Raw genomic sequence first — 24,222 nt, 5'->3', positions numbered from 1 at the left:
CAAGCGACCAGCGATGTCATGAAAAATATGGCATGAGATCAAAATTAAATTTCACTTATTGGTGTCCAAAATATTGACTTAAATCCAGTCCTTCATAGCAGGAATGAAGGACAAAAGGAGAATCGCCGGCGTCCCAAATGTCCTTCATAGCGGGGATGAAGGACAAAAAGAGAATCCCCGCCTTCCGAAATGTCCTTCATAACAGGGATGAAGGACAAAAAGAGAATCCCCGCCTTCCGAAATGTCCTTCATAACAGGGATGAAAGACAAAAGGAGAATCTCCCGCCCCCAAAATGTCCTTCATAACGGGGATGAAAGACAAAAGGAGAATCTCCCGCCCCCAAAATGTCCTTCATAACAGGGATGAAAGACAAAAGGAGAATCCCTCGCCCCCAAAATGTCCTTCATAATGGGGATGAAAGACAAAAAGAGAATCCCTCGCCCCCAAAATGTCCTTCATAACACGGATGAAAGACAAACGTAGTATCCCTTGCCCCCCAAAATGTCTTTCACAACCGGAATGAAGAAAAAAAAGATAGCCCGCCGCGCAAATGTCTTTCATAACAGAAAAAGAACAAAGCGGGAGCCATCCCTATCCTTTTGTAAATCTGTCTTCAACCCTCTTATACAAACAAAATCACGACAAAATAAACGGCCATGGCGGCGAGGCCGATTGGGAGGCCGAACCGGGCCCATTCCCGGCTTGTGATCCGGAGTTTTCCGGCGGAGATAATATTCGGGATATTGCCGGGTACAAGCATGCCTCCGCTGATCAGCAGTCCGAGCAAAATGGCCTGTACCGTTTTGTCCGCCATTTTCGGGCTGATTTCTGCTGCTGCCAGTGTCGCATTGTCCAGCACGGCTGAAATCATATTGATCCAGTACAAAATAAACGGGCTCAAATCGAGCAGGAAGCGGTTAATGAGCGGTTCAAACCCTGCGCCGAGCAGGGTCAGCCCCATCACAAACAAGTAAATTTTCACTGTCCGCCCCGCAATTTCCACATACGACTCTCGTTTATGCGCCGTTTTCAGCCCGATCGCCGACTGTTCGGGTTTGATCACAATGGCAGCCAGAATGCCGAAAATCACAACTGCCGAAATGACTTCCGGCCCGATCAGGCGAAGCAAATAGAAAAAGTCCTCCCCCAGCTTGCTGATCGCAAGGGTGGAGAGCGGTTCGCCGATCGGCGTCAGTGCGGCGCCGAGCCCGATGGAAAAGCAGGAGTAGACGACGAGCTGTGTTTCCGATTTCCGGTCAAGCCGCAGCACGCTGACAATCACGACTAAAATTAAAGCGGCAATAATGGCCGTGATGACACTCGAAAGCAACCCGAGAATGATTACCGTCAAGGCAGCCAGAAGCGGAAACGGTATCCCCCGGTTAATGGCGGAAATTACTTTTTCAAGCGGCCGCTCCAGCCAGCGGAACAACAGGCCGGCTACAAATACGGCAATGGTGATGTTAACCGGGTCTTCCAAAGCCTTTCTCAACAGAGGCTTGTCTAGGACACCGCCGGCAATGGACGCGGCCCACCCCATTATAAACAAAAATATTTCCAAATTGCGCTCGACTAACGGCACAAAAAAAGGCAATAACAAGACGAGCGCCAGTATGATGATCAAAGCGGAAATCATCGGCTCAACCCTTTCTGTCCAAAAACTTATTATCATTTTATCACAAAACGCTTTTTTTACTTCGTTTTACAGAACCATGCACATTTTGGGGCATGCGCCTATATACTAATACAGCCGGTAAGAAAAATGGCACGGCAAAGCGGCTTTTGCATGGGCCGCAGGAAGTAGAGAAATTCAGGAAGGGTGAGCCGGAATGTGCGGAATAACCGGATGGGTCGATTTTCAAAAAGACTTGCGGAGTGAACTGGAAACGGTCAAAAAAATGACAGAGACGTTGACCAAACGGGGACCGGATGATACGAATTACTGGCTTTCGCCGCATGCGGCATTCGGCCATAAACGGCTCGTCGTTGTTGACCTTTTATGCGGTGTGCAGCCGATGACGCGGCAAAAGGACGGAAAGATGTATACGATTTGCTATAACGGCGAATTGTACAATACGGAGGATTTGCGCGCGGAGCTTTTGAAAAAAGGCTATACTTATCAGGGCCACTCGGATACGGAAGTGCTTTTAACCGCTTATATCGAGTGGGGAGAGGCATGTGTGGACCGCCTGAACGGCATTTTTGCGTTTGCGGTCTGGGACGGGAACAAGGAACAGGTATTTGCAGCACGCGACCGCCTTGGGGTAAAACCATTTTTTTACAAAGCACACGGAAGCGGGCTTTTGTTCGGCTCGGAAGTAAAAGCGATGCTCGCTCACCCGGATGTGAAAGCGGAAGTGGATGAGGCAGGGCTTGCCGAAATATGGGGGCTCGGGCCGTCGAGAACACCGGGGACGGGAATATTTCGCGGCATGGCGGAACTGCGCCCGGCACATGCGCTGAAGATGGATCGTAACGGATTAAAATTGTGGCGGTACTGGAACGTGAAAAGCGCGCCGCATACGGAGGCAGCAGAGGAAACGGCGGAAACGATCCGTTCGCTCATTCAGGATGCGATTGTCCGTCAGCTTGTCTCGGATGTCCCGGTTTGCACGTTTTTATCCGGCGGCGTCGATTCAAGCGCCATTACCGCCATTGCTGCAGGCCATTTTCAAAGGGAAGGAAAAGGGCGGCTGCATACTTTTTCCATTGATTACGAAGGGAACGACCGCTATTTCAAAGCGAATGATTTTCAGCCGGATGCTGACGGGGTATTTATCCGCAAGATGTCAGAAGCATTTGATACAGTCCACCATCATTGCGTGATCACGCAGGAAGAACTGGCCGAATCTTTAAAAGCGGCGGTTCTCGCCCGGGATGTGCCGGGAATGGCGGATGTTGACTCATCGCTGCTCTGGTTTTGCCGCGAGATCAAAAAGGATTTTACTGTAAGCCTTTCGGGTGAGTGCGCGGATGAAATTTTCGGCGGGTATCCGTGGTTCCGGCGCGAAGATGATTTGAACCGTGAAGGCTTCCCGTGGATGCGGTCCCTCGGTGAACGGATCGGCCTGTTAAAAGAAGGCTGGCAGGAAAAATTGCAGCTAAAAGATTACGTGATGTCGAAATATGAAGCGTCTGTGGCAGAAGCGCCGCTTTTGGACGGCGAAACCGATTTGGAAAAAAAGCGCCGCCAGCTGTTTTACATCAATATGCTCTGGTTTATGGCAACGCTCCTTGACCGGAAAGACCGGATGAGCATGGGGGCGAGCCTCGAGGTGCGCGTGCCGTTTGCCGATCACCGGATTGTGGAGTATGTCTGGAATATCCCGTGGGAGATGAAGATGTACGGCGGCAGGGAGAAGGGCATTTTGCGGAAAGCGCTGGAGGGCATTTTGCCGGAAGAGATTTTATACCGAAAAAAAAGCCCGTATCCGAAAACGCACCATCCGGCTTACACGGCAGCGGTGAAGCGGTGGCTCAGTGAAGTTTTGGAACAGAAAGATTCCATTTTGTATGAATTTCTGCATCGCGATCAATTAATGGAGCTGATGGAGACAGATGGGAAAGCATTCCGGACACCGTGGTTCGGACAGCTGATGACGGGCCCGCAGCTGCTTGCCTACCTCGCCCAGATCCATTACTGGTTTGAAACATACAGGATTGACATCAAAGCTTAGCCGGCTGCTTCAAGCCGGTTTTTTTGATTTCAGGGAGCTTCACAAGTGCTTTAAAACGTGAAATAGTCCAACCGGATCATCAGGAGAAGTCCCGGTTCAGGCAAATTTCGCAGGTGCCTCAAACCCCGCCCCTGCTGATCCGATTTTCCCTGTTGCTGAACCCGTGCGCCTGTTTTTTACTTTCTTTTTTTCGTTGCTTCTTCCGGCTGCGGCACGGCAGGCGGGATCCCGCTGCCGAATAAGTTCTTTGTAAACCGGATCCACTCTTTTACCGCAAAAGAAAGGTATTGGTGTTTCGGCCAGATGATTGCCAGATTCCACGGGAGGACAGGTTCTTCCAGATGAATGATTTTGACGCGTTCCGGGTTAAACGCATGGCATATCGTACTCGGCAGCAGGGCAATGCCGAGATTGGACGCCACCAATTCGCAGATAAGGTCCCACTGCGTGCTTTCGTAAACAATATTCGGCATAAACCCGAGCTTCAGGCATTCCTTTATAATCTGGTCGTGAAGGGCAAAATCTCTGTGGAAAAAAATGAATTCCTCCTCTTTCAGCTGTGTCAGCCGGACGCTTGTGCAGCCTGCAAGCGGATGGGACGGGTGCACAAGCAGCACAAGCCGGTCATGGACAAACGAAAAATGCCCGAACACCTCATCATCAACCGGCATCACGACGGCGCCGAGATCCAATGTCCCATTTTCGACATCATGGACTACTTTTCTTGTGACATCCTCCACGAGCTGGATTTTAATATCCGGGTAGGCATGATGAAATTCATCAATAACCCGGGGAAAATAGCGCGACCCGATCATTGGCGGCAGCCCGATCCGGATCGTGCCTTTTTTCAGGCCGGCCACATCATTGATCGCATCTGTCAGCTGCCGGAAAGCTTTCAGCGTTTTTTGCGCCTGCTGAAAAACGGCCTGCCCGGCATCGGTTAAGACGATTTTTTTCCCGGCGCGGTTAAACAAGGGGACGCCGAGTTCTGCTTCAAAGCTTTTAATCATTTTGCTGATTGTCGGCTGCGATACATAACATTCCCGGGCGGCTTTCGTGAAGCTGCCGTGGGTGGCAACGGAAACAAAGTACTGGAGATGCTGGATATCCAACTGGAACCCTCCTTGTATAGATAAAAGGCATTTTTACCATTCTATATATTCATTTTACCTATTATCGCAGGCGCGGTAAACTAGTTATAGAAGGTGAAAATATTGAAAAAAATCCTGATCGGAATGTTACAGATTGCCGGTTTGTATCTGTTCGCTGAAGCCATGGGCGCGGTCGCAAAACTGTTGCGCATCCCGCTGCCGGGCAGCATGCTGGCAATGATTGTCCTCTTTCTCCTGCTGCAATTCGGCATTGTAAAAATGGGCTGGATTGAAATCGGGGCCAATTTCCTGATGGCGGAGCTGCTGTTGTTTTTTATTCCGTCAGCAGTCGGCATGGTAAAGTATAGAAACCTGCTTGTCCATAACGGCCCGGAAATCCTGGTTGTGATCCTGATCAGCCTGATTACCGCGATGGCTTGTTCGGGATGGCTTGCGGACAAAATTGCAAATCGAAGGAGCGTGAAGATGCGTGATCGTTAAAATTGTGTGCCTGCTGTTAACGGTTGGAAGTTACTGGATTTTCAAAAAACTGCACGGGAAATATAAAAAAATCTTTGTTTCCCCGCTCTTGGTCACGCCGGTATTATTAGGCGCCTTTTTACTCGGGGAAGATATACCGTACCGGGACTATCAGAAAGGCACCTCTATTTTAACGGATTTGCTGCAGCCGGCCATTGTTGCTTTTGCTGTGCCGCTTTACCGCCATTTTAAAATCGTCCGCCAATATGCGGTTGAAATTTTAATCGGCATCGGGGCGGGATGGCTGATGGCAGTATTCCTTTCCTCGGCCATCGCCACGCTTTTCCATTTCAGCAAAAGCCTGGAGCACAGTATCATCCCGTTTACGATCACAACCCCGATTGCAATGGGCGTTTCTGAAAAAATCGGCGGCGTGCCGTCTATAACGGCTGTCTTTGTGATCTTGAACGCGATTATCGGTTCTGTGATGGCGCCGTGGCTGATCAAGCATCTGCGCATTAAAAACGAAATTGCCCATGGCATCCTGCTTGGAACGCATGCGAACGGGATCGGCACCTCTAAAGCGTTTGAACTCAGCGCCCGGTCAGGCGCCATTTCCAGCGTCAGCATGATTATCGTTGCGGCCATTTCCATTTTTGTTACGCCGTGGATGGTATCCCATATCATTCATTAATCTGAAAGCCGCATATTCTTCCTTTTTCAATGCAAAATATAGCTGTAAAAAAGGAAAGGAGCGTGCAAATGGGCAGGCAAAAATACGGAAACCAGAATGCTGAGCGGAATAAAAATGCCAAGCTTGGAAATGAGGTTGCAGAAGAACTCGTGGAATTCTCCACGGGGAGAAAAGATGAAATCGACCAGAAAAAGAAAAAAGGTGTGCGTAAATAAAGGAAGCTGGCCTCGCCCCGTGCAGGCCGGCTTTTTTGTTTTGATGGAAAATCCGCCCCGAAACCGGTACAATGATAGTAACAGGCCTCTGGAGGAAGTGGTGAATTTGGCAAAAATAGCAAAAACAAATGCGATGCGGCTGCTTGATGCGCAGAAAATCCCGTACGGCATGCTGTCGTATGAGGTAAAGGACGGGAAAATCGACGGCATCTCCGTTGCGGCAAAAATCGGCAAACCGCCGGAAGCCGTTTATAAAACCTTGGTCACGCAGGGGCACAGCGGTGAACTTTATGTGTTTGTCATCCCGGTTGCGGCAGAACTCGACCTGAAAAAAGCCGCAAAAGCAGCGGGCGAGAAAAAGATCGAAATGATCCATGTGAAAGATATCCAAAAATATACCGGCTATATCCGCGGTGGCTGTTCCCCGATCGGCATGAAAAAGCACTATGTGACATTTGTCGATGAGAGCGCAGCAACGCTTGATGAAATCGTTGTAAGCGCAGGAAAAATTGGGACACAGATCACTCTTTCCCCGCAAGGATTGCTGGAAGCTGCCCATGCAAGATATGCCGCTTTAACGCAGGAAACGCGATAAAGCGGCATATCCTTTATTTTGCCGGTGCAGATGTTTCGCCCGGCATGTTATAGACCATTTTCCCGCCGTAATGGCCGGTCAAAGCCAGCGTGGTTGTGCCAGCAATGCACAGGACAAGCACAAGCGGCATGATCCATTTATACGGTTTGAAACGGGCGAGCAGTTTGAAAAACAGGACGGCGCCGAAAATCGCCATGGTAATCAGGGCGTAATGTTCATGTGTTTCGACCATCGAATGTACCGCCTGCCCCCATTTTTCCCTTGCATCCGGAATCGCAGAGTCGCCTGTCATATAACTGGCGATTCCCATCACAAAACCGTTGCCGAATAAATACAGCGCCATCTTATTGAAAAATTCTTTTTTCCACAGTGCAACAAACTGAAAGATAACCCCGAATATCAGCAGGGCAATCGGAAAATGCACCAGTAACGGGTGTATCGGTGTTCCCATTTTGATAATCCCCTTCTTCTTTAATTTACAGGCCCAGTATACAAGCCGTATCTGAAATGAAACTGAAAAAACAAAATTAACTTTAGAATCTTTTCTACCCGCATGGTATGATAAAAATAAGAAATCCTTTCGGACGAGGGGATGAAATATGAAAATTTTACTGGCGGAAGACGATAGGCGTTTCGGCAAATTGCTCCATCATATGCTGGAAAAAGAAAAACATCAGGTCGCATGGGAACAGGACGGTGAACGCGCTTATGACGAAGCGGTGTTCGGGTCTTATGACATGCTGGTGCTGGACTGGATGATGCCCGGCCTGGAAGGGATTGAGATCTGCCGGAAACTGAGGAGACGGGTTTCCAGGGGGGCATTATCATGGTGACGGCACGGGATGCAGTTGATGATGTGGTTGCCGGGCTTCGGGCAGGCGCAGATGATTATATTGTCAAACCATTTGCCTTTGATGAACTGGTGGCGAGGATTGATGCGCTCGGCCGCAGGAAGTTGAAAACATATCAGGAAACCATCACATGCGCTTATCTGGCATTGCATCTTGAATCCAAGCAGGCGGAAGCAAATGGCAAAATGATCCCGTTAACAAGACAGGAATACCAGCTTTGTGAATATTTCATGCGCAATAAAAACCTTGTTTTGCCGCGCGAAAAAATCATCGAGCATATTTGGGGGCTGGACGAAGATATTTCCGATAACGCGCTCGATGCCCTGGTAAAACGCGTACGTAAGAAAATTGACAGAGAAGGGGAAAGGTCCTTGATTGAAACTGTGCGGGGGCTCGGATACAGAATGAATGATGGCCATGTTTAAACCGATCCGGAAAAACTTAACCATTGTTTACATATTGACCTTTTTTCTGTTTCTTATCTTTATTCTTGCCGTCATGTATGTAACCGTCCAAAAAGTGGCGGAAAGGGAACAAGCAAGAGAAATCCGCCAGTATATGAAACAGGAGGCGGCCATCAGCAAAAGCGGGATCGCACGTTTAAAAGGAAAACCTGCCGAAAAGGTGAAGGAAGCGGACCATCCGTATTTCTACTATATTTTTAAGCTGGACGGCACCCTGCTCAAGGGAGAGGAACTGATTCCCGGCTTCCACACAAAGATGAAAAAATTTGTTACGGAGAAAAGCTCCCCATCTGGCATGTATGAAACGGAATATAAAGAACGGCATGCAATGTACCATGCCGGGATGAGAACCGTCCCGGGCATAGGCCGTGTGTACACGGTGGTTGGAATTGAAACAACAGGCGCGCATCTTGTTTTGAAAAAACTGCTTTTGCTGTTTCTATTCCTGGCTGCTGTATTTACGGGGGTGCTTGCGCTGCTCAGTTATTTTCTGGCCGGAAAAGCAATTGTGCCCATCCAGCAGGCTTTTGACAAGCAGCGGAAATTTGTGTCGGATGCATCGCATGAACTGCGGACGCCGGTCAGCGTTTTTTACAGTTCGGCTGAGCTGCTGGAACGGGAAGAGGGGGAGAATTTGAGCGCGTTCGGCAGGGGAATTGTCGCCGATTTAAAAACGGAAGCCAAATTAATGGCAGCCATGCTCGATGATTTGCTTTTCCTCGCAAGGAGCGACCAGAACGTGCAGCCGTACCGTTTCGAAGAAGTAGGGCTTTATGATTTATGCACTTCCATCGCCCGCCGGTTCCAGTCCGGGCTGCCGGAAGAGATTCTGCTTGTGAACAACCTGCAGGACTGCCCGGTTGTCTGGGGGGATCCGACAAGGCTGCAGGAACTGGTTTATATTTTTCTTGAAAATGCGCGCCAATACACGGAAAAAGGGTTCATCAAACTGTCGTTGTACAAAAGAGGCAGCTTTGCCGCGATTGAAATCGCAGACAGCGGAATCGGCATTGACGCCCATGACCTTCCCCGTATTTTTGAACGGTTTTACAGAGGAGATAAAGCAAGGGTGCGTGACGGAACCGGTCTCGGCTTGTCGATTGCGGAGACCATAGCGAAAAAACATGGCGGCAGGATTGAGGTGGAAAGCAAGCCGGGAGAAGGCACCATTTTTACCATTTTCATTCCTTTAAAGGAGGTGCATCATGGATAAACTGGAAGTGGAATACCAAATTGCCGATTTGAAAGCGGATTATGTCCGCCTGCAGCAGGATTTGGAAAAACTTGAGTATGTAAAAGGGAATCTCCACCCGCTCGAAAAACAGCTCGCGGAGATTGAACAGGCATTAAAGAAACTGTACCAGCAACTGGACCGCTTTTAATCCTTTGCTTGCAAAGAAGGGGCGGTTGCTGCTTTTTCACCGGATCACCCCAACTTTAATAAGATTGCAAGAGCCGGTTCCGGCAGAAAAGGAAAAACGGTTTCCCCGGGTTTAAGCAAAAAAAGCGGCAAATGCTGCTTTTATGCAGGTATCGCCGCTTTTTTCTATTTTTTTGCATCCCAAAGAAAGTCCGTGACAATCCGGTCCACGCGCTTATTCTCATGAAGGCTGCTGTGCTGCGCATTTTTGCCGTAAACAATTTTAGACGTGTATTGCTTTTTCGGCACGATGAACCTGCCGCCAAGCGCGCTGTCCAGGGAAACAAGGGAATCCCCCAATGCCGGTTTTTCCACAACGCCTGCAATGGCAAGCACCTGAATATGCGGGCTGAAGCGGTTTTTGTTGGCATATAAAGCTTTGAACGCTACGGAACCCGGAAGCAGGTCGCGCGCCGCATCGCCGGTATTATTCGGATTTTGCTTAAAAACACGGATAAGCACGCCTTCATAAGGGCTTCCAATCGTGACAAGCTTTTGAATGACCGGATATTGCCGCCTGCCGGAAGTATCTTCAATATATTTTGTGCAAATCAAACCGCCCATCGAATGCCCGACGAGATTTGCTTCTTTCACATTGTATTTCGTATAAAGAATGTGCATGGTTTTTTCAAGCCAGCCGGCCGTTTGCCGGAAACTTGCACGGTTATCGGAAAAAATGACCTGGATCATCGGATGCCGGGCCCGGTTGGAAATTTCCCCATTGACCACAATCATCCCGTCTTTTGTGACGCGAATCACCATTGCTTTTTCAGCAACTCCGCTTTTTTCCAGCCGGCCGAGCATCCCGTTAAACGATCGGGCCGTTCCTTTATACCCGTGTACAAAAACAGTCGGAACGGGTTTTTGTGCCGGCGGGGCCGCAGCAGCATTGCTTTTGTCCGTGCGATGGGAAAACCATACAGTTGAAAGGCTGAGCATAAGAAACAAACAAATCATGGCCAGAATCGCATTCCGATGTTGGATATATGGCATGCTAACACCCCTTGATGGAAGTCATGGTGTAACTTTCCTGCGAAATGATGTTCATTTTATCATACAAAATAGCGAAAGGGAATAGGGAGAAAGCGGTTGTAACAGAATTTTTCCGATACCATTGACGAAGAAAAAGTTTCATTCTATGATGTGGAAAACGCTGGTTTCTTTACTGGTGAATAGGCAGGCGTAAAGGAGGGAAAACTCCTGTTGTCTCGTGTATACGATGATGGTTATAAATGGAGGAAAAGTTGTGGATTCAATACTTGAACGAATTCAAAAGGAAATGCATCACTTTACGGGCACTGAAAAGAAAATTGGCACATATATTTTGGAGCATCCTGAGATGGTTCCGATGATGACCACAAAAGATTTATCAGAAAAAACCGGCGTAAGTGAGTCAAGCGTTGTCCGGTTTTGCAAAACAATCGGCATGGCAAGTTTTAAAACGTTTAAGCTGGAGCTTGTGAAAAATTTAACTTTAACCGAAAGCCATATGACAGATTTTTCAATTTTGCAACAAAAAGATTCTCCTTATGATTTATTCCAAAAAGTCACTTATGGGAATAAAAAGGCGATAGAATCGTGTGTTTCTTCACTTGACAGGAGAGAGCTGGAAAAAGCCGCCGATGTGCTTGAAAATGCCAGAAAAGTGGTGTTTTTCGGTGTCGGCGGGTCGGTAACCGCCGCAGTCGATGCATGCTATAAATTTACAAGGCTGGGCTGCCAGTCTATTTTTTCCCAGGATTACCATTACCTGATCTCCCTGATTCCCTATATGAATAAAATGGATGTGTTTGTGGCGCTCAGCGTTTCCGGGCGGACGAAGGATGTACTCGAACTCGCTGATTTTGCGAAAAGGAAAGGGGCAAAAGTGATTGCCATCACGAATATGGAGAAATCCCCGCTGTACAAAGAAGCGGATATTAGGCTTTGCACGCCGGTAACCGAGGAAGATTTCCGGATCGGAACGACGTCTTCGAGAATGGCGCAGCTGAATATCATTGACGCGCTCTATTTAAGTGTTTTTCAGCGCAAGGGGGAAGACATTTTGAAGTATTACAATGAAACGAGAAACGAATACCTCAGGCTGCGAAGATAACGGGAATTTTGTAAAAGCCCCTACACAAGATTTATATCTTTCTTTTACAAATCCAACATACTTCCTTCAAAATCCTTTTTTACAATAAGAGGCGTAAGCACAAAACGAAAAAGGGGAGGAAGAACATTGGGTAAAAAGAACCGTATGATGAAAGCGGCAATTGCCTTGTCTGCAGTGGCGGTATTGGGGATATCCGGGATTGCAAATGCAAAAGCTTACAAGCCTTCGCAACACACCGGTCACGCAACTTCCGTGAAGACGAAGAACGTGATTCTGTTTGTCGGGGATGGTATGGGGGCTGCGCAACGGGATGCGATCCGCCTTGCTTCAACCGGCCTGAGCGGGGACCTTGAAATGAACAAAATGCCGTATACGGGGGTTGTACATACAAGCTCCACCTCCGTGGTGACCGATTCGGCTGCGGCTGCGACCGCTATGGCGTCAGGCGTTAAAACGTATAACGGGGCAATCGGTGTCGATGCCAATAAAGTAAGCAAAAGGACCGTCCTTGAAGAAGCAAAGCAAGCCGGCAAGTCAACAGGATTGGTCACGACAAGCCAAATCACAGATGCAACGCCTGCCGCTTTCGGTGCCCATGTCGAAAACCGTTCTGAACAGAGCAAAATTGCAAAGCAATATTTGAAAAACAGCAAAGTGGACGTGTTGCTCGGCGGCGGGGAAGATTACTGGTACCCGCAAGGCACACAGGGCGCTTATAAAGACCACCCGGCAAAAGATACTTCCGAAGCAAGCAAAGGCACGGAAGGAAATCTTGTCGACGAAGCGAAACGGCTCGGTTACCAGTATGTTTCAGATGCTTCCGGACTGAAAAAGGCAGGCGGGAATAAGCTTTTAGGCCTTTTTGCCAATGAAGAAATGTTTGAACAGCGAGAGGAAGGCCAAGGCGACCAGTACGACCCGGTTGTTTCACTTCCGGAAATGACAAAAAAAGCAATCAGCACGCTGTCAAAAAATAAAAACGGCTTTTTCCTGATGGTTGAAGAAGAAGCCATCGATGAAATGGCCCATGAAAATAACGCCTCCCAGCTGATCAAGGCGGGCCGGCAACTGGATCATGCCGTAAAAGTGGCAAAGGATTATGCGAAAAAGCACCCGGATACACTTGTGCTCGTCCTGGCCGACCATGACTGCGGCGGCATGACGGTTGAAAGTGCCGATAACAGCGACGAATCCGGGGACGGCATTTCAAAAGAAGACGGGCCGTTCCAGGTGGCGGGTTCCAGCGCGCAATTTGTCGTGGACTGGACAACTTCCGGCCATACGGCAGCCGATATCCCGCTCACGGCGACAGGCAGCGGCGCATCGTTGTTTGAAGGCACTTATGAAAACACATATATCCATGATGCTTTGCTGAGAGCGATGGGGCTGAAAAAATAATATATACCGGCCGGACAACTGCCGGGGTGGTTTTCTCCGTATACCACCCCGGCAAAATCTGTTATAATAGAGGCAAATTTTGCGGAAAGGATGGGAGCCTTGTGGCAGCAATGGAAAAAGCCAAACAGGTTTTAAAGCAATATTATGGCTATGATCATTTCCGCCGCGGGCAGGAAGCCATTATCAGCCGGATCATGGATGGCAAGGATACACTGGGCATGATGCCGACCGGCGGGGGGAAGTCGGTTTGCTACCAGGTGCCGGCCATGCTTTTATCAGGGGTCACGCTTGTCATTTCGCCGCTGATTTCCCTGATGAAAGACCAGGTGGATACACTTTCAGGCATGGGGATACCGGCAACATATGTGAACAGCTCCCTGGATCCGACAGAAATCAATGAGCGGCTTGCGGCTGCATCAAAGGGCGCATACAAATTAATTTATCTCGCACCGGAACGGCTCGAATTTCCTCCTTTTTTGCATCTTCTCGAAAACATCAATGTCTCCCTTATCGCTGTCGATGAAGCGCATTGCATCTCACAATGGGGCCACGACTTCCGCCCAAGCTACCGTTTAATCGAAAAACTAATTTCACAATTCAAGCCAAAACCGGTGACGCTTGCTTTAACCGCTACAGCGACGCCGCAGGTAAAGAAAGACATTTGCCAGCTGCTCATGATTCCGGAAGAAAACACAGTGGCTACAGGTTTTGCCCGTGAGAACCTGCATTTCCAAGTGGTGAAAGGCCAGGACCGCGATGCCTTTGTGCTGGACTACATCCTGAAAAATAAAAACCAGTCCGGGATCATTTACACGGCAACGAGAAAAGAGGCCGAACGCATTTATCATTTTCTTGTTAAAAATGGCATTCGTGCGGGAAAATATCATGCAGGGATGAAAGAAGCGGAGCGCGGCAGCTTTCAGGACAGGTTTTTATACGATGATGTTTCCGTGATGGTCGCCACCTCCGCTTTCGGGATGGGGATCGACAAAAGCAATGTGCGGTTTGTCATCCATTATCATATGCCGAAAAATATGGAGGCGTATTACCAGGAAGCAGGACGGGCCGGGCGCGATGGGGAAGAAAGCGACTGTATTTTGTTGTTTGCTCCCCAGGATATCCATACGCAAACTTTTTTAATTGAGCAGTCAGCCAACGAAGACAGAAAACTGGGCGAGTATGCCAAGTTGCGAAAAATGATTGACTACTGCCATACGGAAGGCTGTTTTCAGCAGTTCATTTTGCATTATTTCGGCGAAAAAGAGGCACAGCCGTGCGGCAAATGCGGCAACTGCTTGGATACCCGCGCAAAAACAGACGTGACAAAAGAAGCGCAAATGGTTTTTTCCTGTGTCAAAAGGATGCAGGAACGGTTCGGCAAAACCATGATTGCAAAAGTGCTGGCCGGGTCAAACGACCAGAAAATCAGGCAATTCGGTTTTGATAAGCTGTCCACTTTTGGCATTATGAAAGACAAAACGCAAAAAGAAGTGGCTGAACTGATTGATTTTCTGACAGCTGACGGTTTTTTGCGTGCCAAAGACGGTACGTACCCGGTGCTTATGCTGACAAAAAAGGCAGTGGAAGTCCTGCTTTCAAAAAAACAGGTTTTCCGGAAAGAAAGTGTCAGGGCGCAGCAAATTGCAACCGATAACCTTTTATTTGAAAAACTGCGCACACTTCGCAAAGAGATTGCTGACCGTGAAAAAATACCGCCTTATATTGTCTTTTCCGACCAGTCGCTGAGGGAAATGAGTGCCAGGATGCCGGTAACCAGGGAGGCTTTCCTGCAGGTGAAAGGGGTTGGGGAAAGAAAGGCGGAACAGTACGCCGAGCTGTTTATGCACGTGATCCGGACATACATGGAAGAAGAAGGGATACAAGCGCAAGCGCAGCCGAAAGCATTGCCGCATACAAAAAAAGCGCGTGAAGACGGGAAAGAAAAAAGCCATCATGTGACATACCGCCTGTTACAAGAAGGCAAAACGATCCGTGAAATTGCGGAAATCCGCGGCATGTCGGAAAGAACGATTGAAACGCATGTGATCAAATGTTCAGACGAGGGATTTCCGGTAGAATGGAGCCGCTTTATTCCCGAAAGGTACCGGGAGCGAATCGCCGATGCCGCAAGCCGGGCAGGTACCGGGCGGCTTACGCCGATAAAGGAATTGCTGCCGGATGAGGTCAGTTATTTTATGATCCGGGCTTTCTTACAGGAAAGGAAGCATCATCCGGACCAAGGAAAAACAGTATCATATATTTCTGGAGGGGATTGGCATCATGATTGAATGTATCGCGTCTGATATGGATGGAACTTTGCTCAACTCAAGGCAGGAAGTCAGCCCGGCAAATGCCGAAGCGATTAAATTGGCACAGAAAAAAGGGATTCACTTTGTCGTGACAACTGGCCGGTCTTATGAAGAAGCGCGGCTTGTGCTCGATCCTGTCGGCATTGACTGTACGGTCATCGGGCTGAACGGGGCCGAAGTGCGGGATGAAAAGGGAAAATTACTCAAAACAAGCGGGCTGGATCCCCTGACAGCTTCCCGGGTTGCTGATGTTTTCGACCAACTCGGCATTTATTATGAATTTTTTACAAATAAAGGCACTTATACGGAAGATTACGAGGAAAACATGGATATGCTGGTCGATTTGTTCCATTCCGCAAACCCTGAAGTGCCGGTGGAAGAAGTGCGAAATTATATTGAGCAGCGCGGCATCCGGAGATACGTCCATAATATTGGAGATACAAAGGATATTTTTCACGATCCGTCCATTTTGTTTTACAAAATACTGGCCTTTAATGAAGAAGAACAAAGGCTGCGGAAAATCGGCAAGGATCTTGAAAAAGACTTTCCAGATATTAAAGTGACTTCATCAGGATTCCGCAATATTGAAATCAACCATGTGTCGGCGCAAAAAGGGATTGCGCTCAAGGAATACACGGAAAAACACGGGCTCTCGATGGAAAAAACGATGGCCATCGGGGACAACTTAAATGATATTTCCATGCTCGAAAGGGTGGGCTACCCGTTTGCGATGGGAAATGCCGAAAATGAAGTATTGGAAATTTGCCGCTACCGGACGAAAAGAAATGATGAAGACGGCGTGGCAAAAGCGATTTACAGAATGCTTGAAATGTGTTAGAACACAATTGCCCCCCGTTTATATTGGTAAACCGGGGGGCAATTATATTGCAATGACGGCGTCAGAGCCCCTTGCACCACTCAGCCCATGGCGCCTTTACGGGCTCGCTTTTTACCATTACCGGACCCGGTCGTTTTCCCAGTCATACGTCCAGAAGTATTCATAATGGAGCCATTCCAGGGTTTCCGGGTCCTTTTGCTTCAGTTTTTCTTCCCGTTCCGCCATCATCCAGCCGGTCTGGGAAAGGTGGGCTTTCATGGCGCCGATTTTTTGCTCGGCTGCGCCGCTCACATCATTGCGGACATCCGGCTTTCCGATCTCCGCTTCATGGTTTTTGGAAAAAGCAACGCAGTGGAGTTTCGGGCGTTTGTCTTCAGGAATCCGGCGGAGCGCGCGGACAACGGCTCTTCCGGTTGCTTCATGGTCAGGGTGGACAGAGTAGCCCGGGTAAAAGGTAATGACAAGTGACGGGTTCAGCTCGTGGACGAGGTCGAGTACCATTTTGGCCATCTTCTCATCATCTTCAAATTCTACCGTTTTATCGCGCAACCCCATCATGCGCAAATCCTGGATCCCCATGATTTCGGCCGCTTTTTGCAGTTCTCTTTTCCGGATATGCGGCAGCGATTCCCTTGTGGCAAAAGGGGGATAGCCGAGATTTCGCGCCATTTCCCCGAGCGTAAGGCAGGCATAAGTGACCGGCGTGCCGTTTTTCACATGGGTTGCGATCGTGCCGGATACACCGAAAGCCTCGTCATCGGGATGCGGGAAAATCACCAGAACATGGCGCTCTTTTTCCATTTTTCTCATCTCCTCACTCAAATGGTGTTGTACTCAATTCGAGGGCAACGGCCAGCTTCCCGTCAAAACCGTGGCCTGCAAAAAGCAGGCGGTCGAATTCATCTTTTTCAAAGTGGGTCAGGCCTTCTGCATAAATCCAGCCGATTTTCATTTTCAGGCCGATCCGGTACGGGCCGTCCCCAACAATTTTTCCGTGTTCATAGGATACTTGCGCATTGCGGATATAGGCGCCTGCAGAGAAAAATGACTCATTGACATGGGAGGCATAGGCGCCATTGGTTGTTTCCAAATGGATATACACCGGTTTTCCGGCAAGTTCGTCCAGCCATTTTTGGGCTGTTTGTTTTTGTATCGGTTCCATTTTTTTCCTCCTTTTGGCCGTCCGCTCCTGTTTCTTTCCATTATACCAACCGGCGGCGCTTTAAGGAAAAATTAAAAACCGGGTCCCCGGCGGAAAGTTCCGGCAGGGCCCGGTTTGGCTTAAGAGTTGGTATGCGAAAAACGGGTATAGGCTCCGTGCATCACAGGGCCGACATATTCGTTCAGCTTAAAGCCGTGTTCAATCGCCATATGGACAAATTCTTTTGCCACTTTCACTGCGCCGGACACTGTGTTGCCCTTTGCCAGTTCGGCCGTGATGGCTGCGGCAAATGTGCAGCCTGCACCGTGGTTATATGTTGTTTTTATTTTTTTCGATTCGAGAATTTCAAAATCTTCCCCATCATAGAACAAGTCGATGGCCTGATCCGTATCCAGCCCCCTGCCACCTTTGATGACAACATTTTTCGCGCCCAGTTCATGGATTTTGACCGCTGCTGCTTTCATATCCTCAACGGTTTTAATCGGGCCGGTTTGTGCCAGCTGCCAGGCTTCAAACAAGTTCGGCGTTGTAATCGTCGCCCGCGGCAGCAAAAGCTCGCGCATTGCATCCGTATTTTCCGGCTGCAATACTTCATCTTCGCCTTTGCATACCATAACCGGGTCAATGACCACTTTGTCGAGATGGTATTCATCTATTTTACGGGCGGCCAGTTCAATAATATCCACTGAACCGAGCATACCGGTTTTCATGGCATCAATTCCGACAGAAAGGATGGTCTCAAGCTGCGGTTCAACAATGTTGACATCAATCGGGAAAACATGATGATGCCATCCGTTTTTAGGATCCATCGCAACGATGGAAGTAATCGCGGACATGCCGTAAACCCCGAGTTCCTGGAATGTTTTCAAGTCCGCCTGAAGTCCCGCGCCGCCGCTCGAATCAGAACCGGCCAGCGTAAAAGTTTTCTTTAAACCCATCACGCACCCATCTCCTTTAAAATAAGCTTTACACTATTTTAGAATATAATACTGCCATAAAAAATACAAATCCCGGGGACGGGCAGTATGTGGCAAGTTTTTCTCGATAGTATTTAAATATTGGGTTTTTCAAGACACTCTTTTTTGTACGCTTTTCGGCTACTTCGCTTCGCTTGCTCTCCTGGATAAGTGGCAATAATTTTTCAAATTAATGCCCAGACTGAAATTAAAACCCAAGAATTTTGCTTAAATGCCCCATTGCCGATGATAGGCTAATGCTAATAAAAAATAGAAAACACGCCATTAACTTTTTCATGGTAAATTCCCTTTCTGTCTATATCATACGGGGAAAAGGGGGGAAAGTTTCATGTATCCTATGAACTCCTAAATACAAGGGAGATCTCTTTCCAAAAGAAAGTGTGTATTTCTAACATAATACTATTAATACAATAGCAATACCTTTTCCACTTGTTTTACTATTGATGTTATGTTAAACTTTAAAAAAGTTTAAACTTCTTTTTGACTAAGTTTAAAGGGGAGACTTCTTTTGGGGGATACACAAACAATAAAAGAAACGATTGAAATGTGTTTTCATTCACTATCAAAAAAGCAGCAAAAGGTTGCAAGTTTTGTACTAAATAATCCGACATATGTTGCTACACACTCAGCAGCTGAGGTTGGTATGAAGGCGGAGACAAGTGAAACAACCGTTATCCGTTTTTGTTACGCACTTGGATTGACGGGTTATGCTCAATTACAAAGGGAAATTACCTTATTTGTTTTTAATCAAACAACGGCTAGTACGCTTGGTAATTACTTTTCATCCAAAAAAGAACTTTTTAATGACCAACAACTAATCGAAAAGGCAATAGGGAAAGATATAGTTAGAATTAACAGAATATCCGAACAAGTCGATAAACAAATGTTTTTTAAAGTAACCAAGCAATTACATGAAGCAAAAAATATTTATGTGATGGGAGTTGGTGCTTCACGATTCGCTGCAGAATGGTTGCATTTTACAATGAGTATTCTTCGGCCAAATGTATCGATAATCCAAGCTAAAACACCTGAATTTATTCGAATCATGCAGGAAATAATGGACGAATCGACTGTCATCGTGATCTCACTACATCGTTATTTTAAAGAACCGCTTCAAATGGCTGAAGTTTTACACAAACGGGGGATTCCGGTTATTGGGATTACTGATTCAAAGTTAGCACCGATTCATGAGCATTGTTCACAAGCTTTCGTATTAGAACAGACAGAAAAATCAACCATTGACTTGATGCCTGCACTAATATCCTTCCTCAATTTATTAGTAACAGGGATGATGTCATTTGATCCTGAATATTATAACGAACAACGATTACATTATGATGATCCTAACAACAGTTTTATCGCAGAATAATGGAGTTGAAAAAAATGTTGGTACAAAAATTAGCGGAAAGGTTACAACCTATTTTTAACCATTTACATGAAAACCCAGAAATCAGTTGGAATGAAGTAGAAACAACAAAATACATTAAGAGTTTTCTCAAATCGGAAAACTTAAAACCAAAAACCTTTGAAAATATGACTGGATTATATGTGGATATTGGTAAAGGAACACCTCGAGTTGGATTCAGAACGGATATGGATGCTCTTTGGCAAGAAGTCGATGGAAAATTTCAAGCAAACCATTCTTGTGGTCATGATGGACATATGACGGTGGCACTTGGCGTAGTTCTTCTATTAAAAGATTTGGCGCCAACACTTCCAGGGGCAGTCCGTATTATTTTCCAACCTGCTGAGGAAAAAGCGCAAGGAGCAAAAGCAATGGTCGAACAAGGTGTTGTTGACTCGTTGCAATTTTTATATGGTGCACATGTCCGTCCTCTTGTTGAACTTAAGGATGGAACGTTTGCACCAGCCTTACATCACGGAGCAGCTAAGCTTTTCTCAGGTAAAATTCAAGGTGTAGAAGCGCATGGGGCACGGCCGGAAGAGGGGAAAAATGCGATTGAAATAGCATCTGCAATCATTGATGGGCTAAAGCGTATTTGGATTAGTCCTACAGAGCAAGCCTCCATCAAAATGACTCAGCTACACGCTGGTGGCACCGCGACAAACATTATCCCAGCAAATGCCACATTCAGCATTGATGCACGTGCACAAACCAATGCCACCATGGAGGTATTAACAAGCGGCTTCGAAAAGGTTATTACTGCAGTAAGCATGATGTATGATGTATCCATTCCTTATCAAGTTGACGCACATGTTGCTGCAGCTCAGGTCGATGATACAGCAAAAATGATTTTAAAGGAAGCCATTATCGATGTAATAGGGGAGGAAAACTGTGCACAAGAAGTAATTACACCTGGTGGAGAAGATTTTCACTTTTATACCTTCTTGAAGCCACAACTAAAAACGACGATGCTAGGGATTGGCTGCGGTGTTACACCAGGACTACATCATCCAAACATGGTGTTTAACCAAGATAGACTATCAACAAGTTCAGTAATTATAACGCGGGCACTTGTGTTAACACTAGAATATTTAGAAAAGGGTGAAAAGTTATGATTAACATTTGCGAACTAAAAACAATGAATGAAATGGAACAAGTTCAGGAACTCGAACGAAAGGTTTGGGGAATGGACCCCGTTTTACCAACGCATCAAACACTGACAGCAGTAAAAAACGGCGGTATAATCATTGGTGCCTTTGACGGAGAGAAATTAGTTGGTTTTAGCTATGGATTTTCCGGATTTCAAAATGGGAAGAGTTATCTATGTTCTCACATGCTTGGGATTGATGAAGCATATCGTTCACAAGGCATTGGTGAAATGCTGAAGCGAAGTCAATGCAAAGTTGCTATAGAAAAGGGCTATTCCTTGATAAAGTGGACTTATGACCCACTTGAGACAAGAAATGCTTTTCTCAATCTAACGAAATTAAATGGTATATGCAATACATATATTGAAAATTGCTATGGAGAAATGAATGATAACCTTAACCAAGGTCTCCCATCCGATCGCTTTGAAGTTCATTGGTATGTAAAAAGCCCGCATGTAGTTGAAAAACATGTTCCAAACATACAAAGTATCTTACCTCTGAATACACTAGCATTTAATGAAAAGGGACAACCTGTCTGTATTACAGAGCAAGAAAACGAATTAACAGGCCAAGCATATTCCATAACTGTCCCAAAGGATTTTCAGGGTTTAAAAGCAGTCAGCGAGGATCTTGCGCTGGATTGGCGACTAAAGACACGCAGACTTTTTCAAAAACTTTTCCATGCTGGCTATGCAGCGGTACAATTAGAAAAGCATGATACAAATGGTAAATATATTTTTATTAAAAAAGACACATTAGAACTTGGAGGAGAATAACTGTGAAAATTACAGATATCACGATTCGTCATTTAAAAATGACGATGAAAAGCCCTTTTACGACTAGCTTTGGAACATTTAAGGATAAGGAATTCTTACTGCTGGAAGCAAAAAATGAAGATGGAACCGTTGGCTGGGGGGAATCTGTTGCATTTAATGCCCCTTGGTATAACGAAGAAACCTTAAAAACAAACTGGCATATGTTGGAGGATTTTTTAATACCACTGATCTTAAATAAGGAAATAAAACATCCAGATGAAGTGAATCAAATGTTTGCTCCGATTCGCAAAAATAACATGGCAAAGTCCACAATTGAAGGTGCCATATGGGATATATACGCTCAACAAACGAACCAATCCCTTGCACAAGCCCTGGGAGGAACGAAAGATAAAATTGAAGTTGGGATCAGTATTGGTATTCAAAACTCGATTGATGAATTACTGCGTGTTGTCGATGGTTTTTTAAAGGAAGGTTATAAACGGATTAAAGTAAAGATTAAGCCAGGTTGGGATGTAGACGTGATACGTTCCTTACGTGAACACTTCCCAAATGTACCCATTATGGCTGATGCAAACTCTGCTTATCGTTTAAAAGACATCGATCTTTTAAAACAGCTGGATGAATTTGACTTAATGATGATTGAACAACCGTTAGCATCAGACGATATTATCGACCATGCACAGTTGCAAAAGGAATTGAAAACTCCAATTTGTTTAGATGAAAGCATTCATTCTTTGGAAGATGCGCGAAAGGCTATAGAGCTGGGAAGTACAAAAATAATTAATATTAAAATTGGACGAGTTGGAGGACTCACAGAAGCGAAGAAAATTCATGATTATTGTGAAGAAAAGGGTGTTCCCGTTTGGTGCGGTGGTATGCTTGAATCAGGTATTGGGCGTAGCCATAATATTGCTTTAACAACTTTGTCAAACTTTATCCTACCGGGGGATACAGCTGGTTCTAACCGCTATTGGGAAAAAGATATCATTCGCCCTGAAGTTGTTGCAACAGATGGGTATATTGATGTTCCACAAACACCAGGTATCGGTTATGAAGTAGACCGCGAAACGGTTGAAGCCTATACCGTAGCAAAAAAAGAATATAGATCAGGAGGAACCACCGTATGAAAAAAAGCTTTCAAATTGGTAGTGCCTTTGTCGGATTAATCGTTGGGGCTGGATTTGCCTCTGGACAAGAAGTCATGCAATATTTCACAAGTTTTGGTATTTGGGGGACTGTTGGTGGTTTACTTGCCACCCTCCTTTTCATTTTTTTAGGGTATACATTTGCTCAGCTGGGAACAGATTTACAAGCAACTTCACATAAAAGTGTCATTTATCATATTGGCGGTCGCTATCTTGGTCCTATTCTTGATATTTTAATTACATTTTTCTTATTTGGTGTAGCCGTTGTTATGTTTGCTGGATCTGGGTCTACCTTTCAGCAAATCTTCGGTATTGATACAAGGGTTGGTAGTATAATAATGATTGTCCTCACTATTCTAACGCTATTATTAAATACGACAAAAATTATTAATATTATTGCGATGATAACACCATATTTGTTGACGATTATTTTTATCATTTTAATCTATTCGATTTTTACTATGGATCTATCATTTCCTGAGGCAGATACAATGGCAAAAGTTCAAGCTTCTGCAGCACCCAACTGGATTATAGGTGCCTTTCTCTATGTATCTTATAATTTAGCTGCAGGTGCCGCATTACTCATCGTGATGAGCGGCGGAGTTAAAGACAGAAGAGTTGCTGGGATGGGTGGTATTCTTGGTGGTGTGATGTTGGGAGGATTAATTATCCTTATCCATATTGGAATGTTTGCGAAAATAGATGTTATAGCGGGAGCAGATATGCCGACATTGGCACTTGCGGAACAAATTCATCCAGTCGTTGGAATATTAATGGCTATAGCTTTACTAGGCATGATCTATAATACAGCTGTCGGGATGCTCTATTCCTTTATTGTACGATTCATTGCACCTGATAGTAAAATGTATAAACCTAGCGTAGTGATTATCGGTTTACTTGGGTATGTTTTAAGTCTAGTTGGTTTTACAACACTTGTAGGAAAAGTATATGCAACAATGGGGTATTTAGGATTCGCTTTAATGATTGCAGCAGTGATTGCCTGGTTCAAGAAAAGAAAACCAGAAAAGATAGAAACAAGGGTAAGTCAAAATTTCTAAATAATTTAAAACTTCATCTAATTTAAAACTAGTTCTAGTGTCCGGATTACCTAAACTTTTATCCCGCCTTAACGGGCAGTAAGACCCTTAACGAGAAATTTTGAGCGGGGTACTCAGTTGCCTGATTCTGGCGGGTTACTATTTTAGTGGGGAAGGAAAGGAAGCCCCACTAAATGAGACCACTGAAAAAGTATTTGCTTTTCGTAATTAATGAGCACATTTATCGATATATCGTAAATCAAAAAAGTCAATTGTCTACATATAATAGGTAATTGGCTTCTACTTTTCTATATACCAATTTTTTCAGTGGACTCCCACTGAATAGCGTTTCACTTAGAGCCCTTGCCAAAATGCTATATCCCCTGAAACTGTAAGCAGTCAGACAATTAAAGGTCGTTGATTTATTCCACTAAAGAAAAAAGA

General features: G+C 46.0%; 25 protein-coding genes. 18 read left to right on the top strand and 7 right to left on the bottom strand.

Annotation, left to right across the window (positions count from 1 at the left end):
* Nucleotides 1-623: 623 nt before the first annotated feature.
* Nucleotides 624-1,637 carry a DUF1646 family protein gene (locus IC21_RS12285; RefSeq protein WP_029142604.1) on the bottom strand — a complete coding sequence of 338 codons (1,014 nt, stop codon included), beginning with the start codon at nucleotides 1,635-1,637 and terminating at the stop codon, nucleotides 624-626.
* Between the two features lie 193 nt (nucleotides 1,638-1,830).
* Between IC21_RS12285 and asnB the strand changes: the two genes are divergently transcribed.
* Entirely contained in the window at nucleotides 1,831-3,678 is a 1,848-nt protein-coding gene (gene asnB, locus IC21_RS12280) for an asparagine synthase (glutamine-hydrolyzing) (protein WP_029142603.1), read from the top strand.
* Between the two features lie 176 nt (nucleotides 3,679-3,854).
* On the opposite strand, the gene IC21_RS12275 is transcribed toward asnB, so the two are convergent.
* A complete protein-coding gene (locus tag IC21_RS12275) occupies nucleotides 3,855-4,790 on the bottom strand; it encodes a LysR family transcriptional regulator (protein ID WP_017550988.1) in 936 nt (311 codons plus the stop codon).
* A 102-nt stretch (nucleotides 4,791-4,892) separates the two neighbouring features.
* Here IC21_RS12275 and IC21_RS12270 point away from each other — a divergent pair, with 102 nt between their 5' ends.
* From IC21_RS12270 to ybaK, 4 genes are all read left to right on the top strand, one after another.
* The gene (locus tag IC21_RS12270; RefSeq protein WP_029142602.1) at nucleotides 4,893-5,270 is read left to right on the top strand and encodes a CidA/LrgA family protein; all 378 of its coding nucleotides are present in this window, start codon (nucleotides 4,893-4,895) and stop codon (nucleotides 5,268-5,270) included.
* The gene (locus IC21_RS12265; RefSeq protein WP_029142601.1) at nucleotides 5,260-5,943 is read left to right on the top strand and encodes an LrgB family protein; all 684 of its coding nucleotides are present in this window, start codon (nucleotides 5,260-5,262) and stop codon (nucleotides 5,941-5,943) included. The genes IC21_RS12270 and IC21_RS12265 overlap by 11 nt, the downstream gene beginning before the upstream one ends.
* A 68-nt stretch (nucleotides 5,944-6,011) precedes the next feature.
* Nucleotides 6,012-6,158: a hypothetical protein gene (locus IC21_RS17035; protein ID WP_013860809.1), complete on the top strand. Its 147-nt coding sequence runs from the start codon at nucleotides 6,012-6,014 to the stop codon at nucleotides 6,156-6,158.
* Nucleotides 6,159-6,264: 106 nt separating this feature from the next.
* On the top strand, nucleotides 6,265-6,753 hold the full coding sequence (ybaK, locus tag IC21_RS12260) for a Cys-tRNA(Pro) deacylase (RefSeq protein ID WP_026104576.1): 489 nt from the start codon (nucleotides 6,265-6,267) through the stop codon (nucleotides 6,751-6,753).
* A gap of 13 nt (nucleotides 6,754-6,766) precedes the next feature.
* Here ybaK and IC21_RS12255 read toward each other — a convergent pair whose 3' ends face one another.
* Nucleotides 6,767-7,204, bottom strand: coding sequence for a DUF2231 domain-containing protein (locus IC21_RS12255; protein WP_029142600.1), 438 nt, complete (start codon nucleotides 7,202-7,204; stop codon nucleotides 6,767-6,769).
* A 148-nt stretch (nucleotides 7,205-7,352) separates the two neighbouring features.
* Here IC21_RS12255 and IC21_RS17410 point away from each other — a divergent pair, with 148 nt between their 5' ends.
* The 4 genes from IC21_RS17410 to IC21_RS17030 are packed head-to-tail and all read left to right on the top strand — an operon-like array spanning nucleotide 7,353 to nucleotide 9,450.
* Nucleotides 7,353-7,586 (top strand): response regulator, encoded by a 234-nt coding sequence (locus tag IC21_RS17410; RefSeq protein WP_257677586.1) that lies wholly within the window; start codon nucleotides 7,353-7,355, stop codon nucleotides 7,584-7,586.
* Nucleotides 7,580-8,029 carry a response regulator transcription factor gene (locus IC21_RS17570; protein ID WP_257677587.1) on the top strand — a complete coding sequence of 150 codons (450 nt, stop codon included), beginning with the start codon at nucleotides 7,580-7,582 and terminating at the stop codon, nucleotides 8,027-8,029. Before IC21_RS17410 ends, IC21_RS17570 begins: the two co-directional genes overlap by 7 nt.
* Nucleotides 8,013-9,281 (top strand): sensor histidine kinase, encoded by a 1,269-nt coding sequence (locus IC21_RS12245; protein ID WP_026104577.1) that lies wholly within the window; start codon nucleotides 8,013-8,015, stop codon nucleotides 9,279-9,281. The genes IC21_RS17570 and IC21_RS12245 overlap by 17 nt, the downstream gene beginning before the upstream one ends.
* Nucleotides 9,274-9,450 (top strand): SE1832 family protein, encoded by a 177-nt coding sequence (locus tag IC21_RS17030; protein ID WP_013860804.1) that lies wholly within the window; start codon nucleotides 9,274-9,276, stop codon nucleotides 9,448-9,450. The genes IC21_RS12245 and IC21_RS17030 overlap by 8 nt, the downstream gene beginning before the upstream one ends.
* Nucleotides 9,451-9,614: 164 nt before the next feature.
* Here the strand turns inward: IC21_RS17030 and IC21_RS12240 are convergent, their stop codons facing one another.
* Entirely contained in the window at nucleotides 9,615-10,481 is an 867-nt protein-coding gene (locus IC21_RS12240; RefSeq protein WP_029142599.1) for an alpha/beta hydrolase, read from the bottom strand.
* Nucleotides 10,482-10,734: 253 nt separating this feature from the next.
* Here IC21_RS12240 and IC21_RS12235 point away from each other — a divergent pair, with 253 nt between their 5' ends.
* From IC21_RS12235 to IC21_RS12220, 4 genes are all read left to right on the top strand, one after another.
* Nucleotides 10,735-11,583 (top strand): MurR/RpiR family transcriptional regulator, encoded by an 849-nt coding sequence (locus tag IC21_RS12235; protein ID WP_019720393.1) that lies wholly within the window; start codon nucleotides 10,735-10,737, stop codon nucleotides 11,581-11,583.
* A gap of 126 nt (nucleotides 11,584-11,709) precedes the next feature.
* Entirely contained in the window at nucleotides 11,710-12,981 is a 1,272-nt protein-coding gene (locus IC21_RS12230) for an alkaline phosphatase (protein WP_029142598.1), read from the top strand.
* Between the two features lie 101 nt (nucleotides 12,982-13,082).
* Entirely contained in the window at nucleotides 13,083-15,269 is a 2,187-nt protein-coding gene (gene recQ / locus IC21_RS12225; RefSeq protein WP_017550995.1) for a DNA helicase RecQ, read from the top strand.
* A complete protein-coding gene (locus tag IC21_RS12220) occupies nucleotides 15,262-16,128 on the top strand; it encodes a Cof-type HAD-IIB family hydrolase (RefSeq protein ID WP_029142597.1) in 867 nt (288 codons plus the stop codon). Before recQ ends, IC21_RS12220 begins: the two co-directional genes overlap by 8 nt.
* A gap of 117 nt (nucleotides 16,129-16,245) precedes the next feature.
* Here the strand turns inward: IC21_RS12220 and bshB2 are convergent, their stop codons facing one another.
* The 3 genes from bshB2 to pdxK all read right to left on the bottom strand — a co-directional run bounded on the left by bshB2 (nucleotide 16,246) and on the right by pdxK (nucleotide 18,228).
* Nucleotides 16,246-16,929, bottom strand: coding sequence for a bacillithiol biosynthesis deacetylase BshB2 (gene bshB2 / locus IC21_RS12215; protein ID WP_019720390.1), 684 nt, complete (start codon nucleotides 16,927-16,929; stop codon nucleotides 16,246-16,248).
* Nucleotides 16,930-16,942: 13 nt separating this feature from the next.
* A complete protein-coding gene (locus IC21_RS12210; protein WP_017550997.1) occupies nucleotides 16,943-17,290 on the bottom strand; it encodes a YojF family protein in 348 nt (115 codons plus the stop codon).
* Nucleotides 17,291-17,409: 119 nt separating this feature from the next.
* On the bottom strand, nucleotides 17,410-18,228 hold the full coding sequence (gene pdxK / locus IC21_RS12205) for a pyridoxine/pyridoxal/pyridoxamine kinase (RefSeq protein ID WP_017550998.1): 819 nt from the start codon (nucleotides 18,226-18,228) through the stop codon (nucleotides 17,410-17,412).
* A gap of 547 nt (nucleotides 18,229-18,775) precedes the next feature.
* Here pdxK and IC21_RS12200 point away from each other — a divergent pair.
* The 5 genes from IC21_RS12200 to IC21_RS12180 are packed head-to-tail and all read left to right on the top strand — an operon-like array spanning nucleotide 18,776 to nucleotide 23,799.
* Nucleotides 18,776-19,636, top strand: a complete 861-nt coding sequence (locus IC21_RS12200; protein ID WP_029713854.1) for a MurR/RpiR family transcriptional regulator — start codon at nucleotides 18,776-18,778, stop codon at nucleotides 19,634-19,636.
* Between the two features lie 14 nt (nucleotides 19,637-19,650).
* Nucleotides 19,651-20,787: an amidohydrolase gene (locus tag IC21_RS12195; RefSeq protein ID WP_034767321.1), complete on the top strand. Its 1,137-nt coding sequence runs from the start codon at nucleotides 19,651-19,653 to the stop codon at nucleotides 20,785-20,787.
* Nucleotides 20,784-21,596 (top strand): GNAT family N-acetyltransferase, encoded by an 813-nt coding sequence (locus tag IC21_RS12190; RefSeq protein ID WP_029143113.1) that lies wholly within the window; start codon nucleotides 20,784-20,786, stop codon nucleotides 21,594-21,596. Before IC21_RS12195 ends, IC21_RS12190 begins: the two co-directional genes overlap by 4 nt.
* A 2-nt stretch (nucleotides 21,597-21,598) precedes the next feature.
* On the top strand, nucleotides 21,599-22,723 hold the full coding sequence (gene menC / locus IC21_RS12185) for an o-succinylbenzoate synthase (RefSeq protein ID WP_029143114.1): 1,125 nt from the start codon (nucleotides 21,599-21,601) through the stop codon (nucleotides 22,721-22,723).
* A complete protein-coding gene (locus IC21_RS12180) occupies nucleotides 22,720-23,799 on the top strand; it encodes a YkvI family membrane protein (RefSeq protein ID WP_029143115.1) in 1,080 nt (359 codons plus the stop codon). The genes menC and IC21_RS12180 overlap by 4 nt, the downstream gene beginning before the upstream one ends.
* Nucleotides 23,800-24,222 lie beyond the last annotated feature (423 nt).

This window comes from Heyndrickxia coagulans DSM 1 = ATCC 7050, assembly GCF_000290615.1.
Lineage (GTDB): Bacteria > Bacillota > Bacilli > Bacillales > Bacillaceae_C > Weizmannia > Weizmannia coagulans.
This window is presented reverse-complemented; position numbering and strand designations above follow the sequence as displayed.

Excerpts from the sequence above, each read along its gene's own strand:
- IC21_RS12245 (WP_026104577.1), top strand. The coding sequence starts at position 8,013 with ATGATGGCCATGTTTAAACCGATCCGGAAAAACTTAACCATTGTTTAC.
- IC21_RS12210 (WP_017550997.1), bottom strand. The coding sequence starts at position 17,290 with ATGGAACCGATACAAAAACAAACAGCCCAAAAATGGCTGGACGAACTT.
- IC21_RS12255 (WP_029142600.1), bottom strand. The coding sequence starts at position 7,204 with ATGGGAACACCGATACACCCGTTACTGGTGCATTTTCCGATTGCCCTG.
- IC21_RS12190 (WP_029143113.1), top strand. The coding sequence starts at position 20,784 with ATGATTAACATTTGCGAACTAAAAACAATGAATGAAATGGAACAAGTT.
- IC21_RS17410 (WP_257677586.1), top strand. The coding sequence starts at position 7,353 with ATGAAAATTTTACTGGCGGAAGACGATAGGCGTTTCGGCAAATTGCTC.
- IC21_RS17570 (WP_257677587.1), top strand. The coding sequence starts at position 7,580 with ATGGTGACGGCACGGGATGCAGTTGATGATGTGGTTGCCGGGCTTCGG.
- IC21_RS17030 (WP_013860804.1), top strand. The coding sequence starts at position 9,274 with ATGGATAAACTGGAAGTGGAATACCAAATTGCCGATTTGAAAGCGGAT.
- IC21_RS12240 (WP_029142599.1), bottom strand. The coding sequence starts at position 10,481 with ATGCCATATATCCAACATCGGAATGCGATTCTGGCCATGATTTGTTTG.
- bshB2 (WP_019720390.1), bottom strand. The coding sequence starts at position 16,929 with ATGGAAAAAGAGCGCCATGTTCTGGTGATTTTCCCGCATCCCGATGAC.
- IC21_RS17035 (WP_013860809.1), top strand. The coding sequence starts at position 6,012 with ATGGGCAGGCAAAAATACGGAAACCAGAATGCTGAGCGGAATAAAAAT.
- asnB (WP_029142603.1), top strand. The coding sequence starts at position 1,831 with ATGTGCGGAATAACCGGATGGGTCGATTTTCAAAAAGACTTGCGGAGT.
- IC21_RS12220 (WP_029142597.1), top strand. The coding sequence starts at position 15,262 with ATGATTGAATGTATCGCGTCTGATATGGATGGAACTTTGCTCAACTCA.
- IC21_RS12195 (WP_034767321.1), top strand. The coding sequence starts at position 19,651 with ATGTTGGTACAAAAATTAGCGGAAAGGTTACAACCTATTTTTAACCAT.
- IC21_RS12180 (WP_029143115.1), top strand. The coding sequence starts at position 22,720 with ATGAAAAAAAGCTTTCAAATTGGTAGTGCCTTTGTCGGATTAATCGTT.
- pdxK (WP_017550998.1), bottom strand. The coding sequence starts at position 18,228 with ATGGGTTTAAAGAAAACTTTTACGCTGGCCGGTTCTGATTCGAGCGGC.
- IC21_RS12285 (WP_029142604.1), bottom strand. The coding sequence starts at position 1,637 with ATGATTTCCGCTTTGATCATCATACTGGCGCTCGTCTTGTTATTGCCT.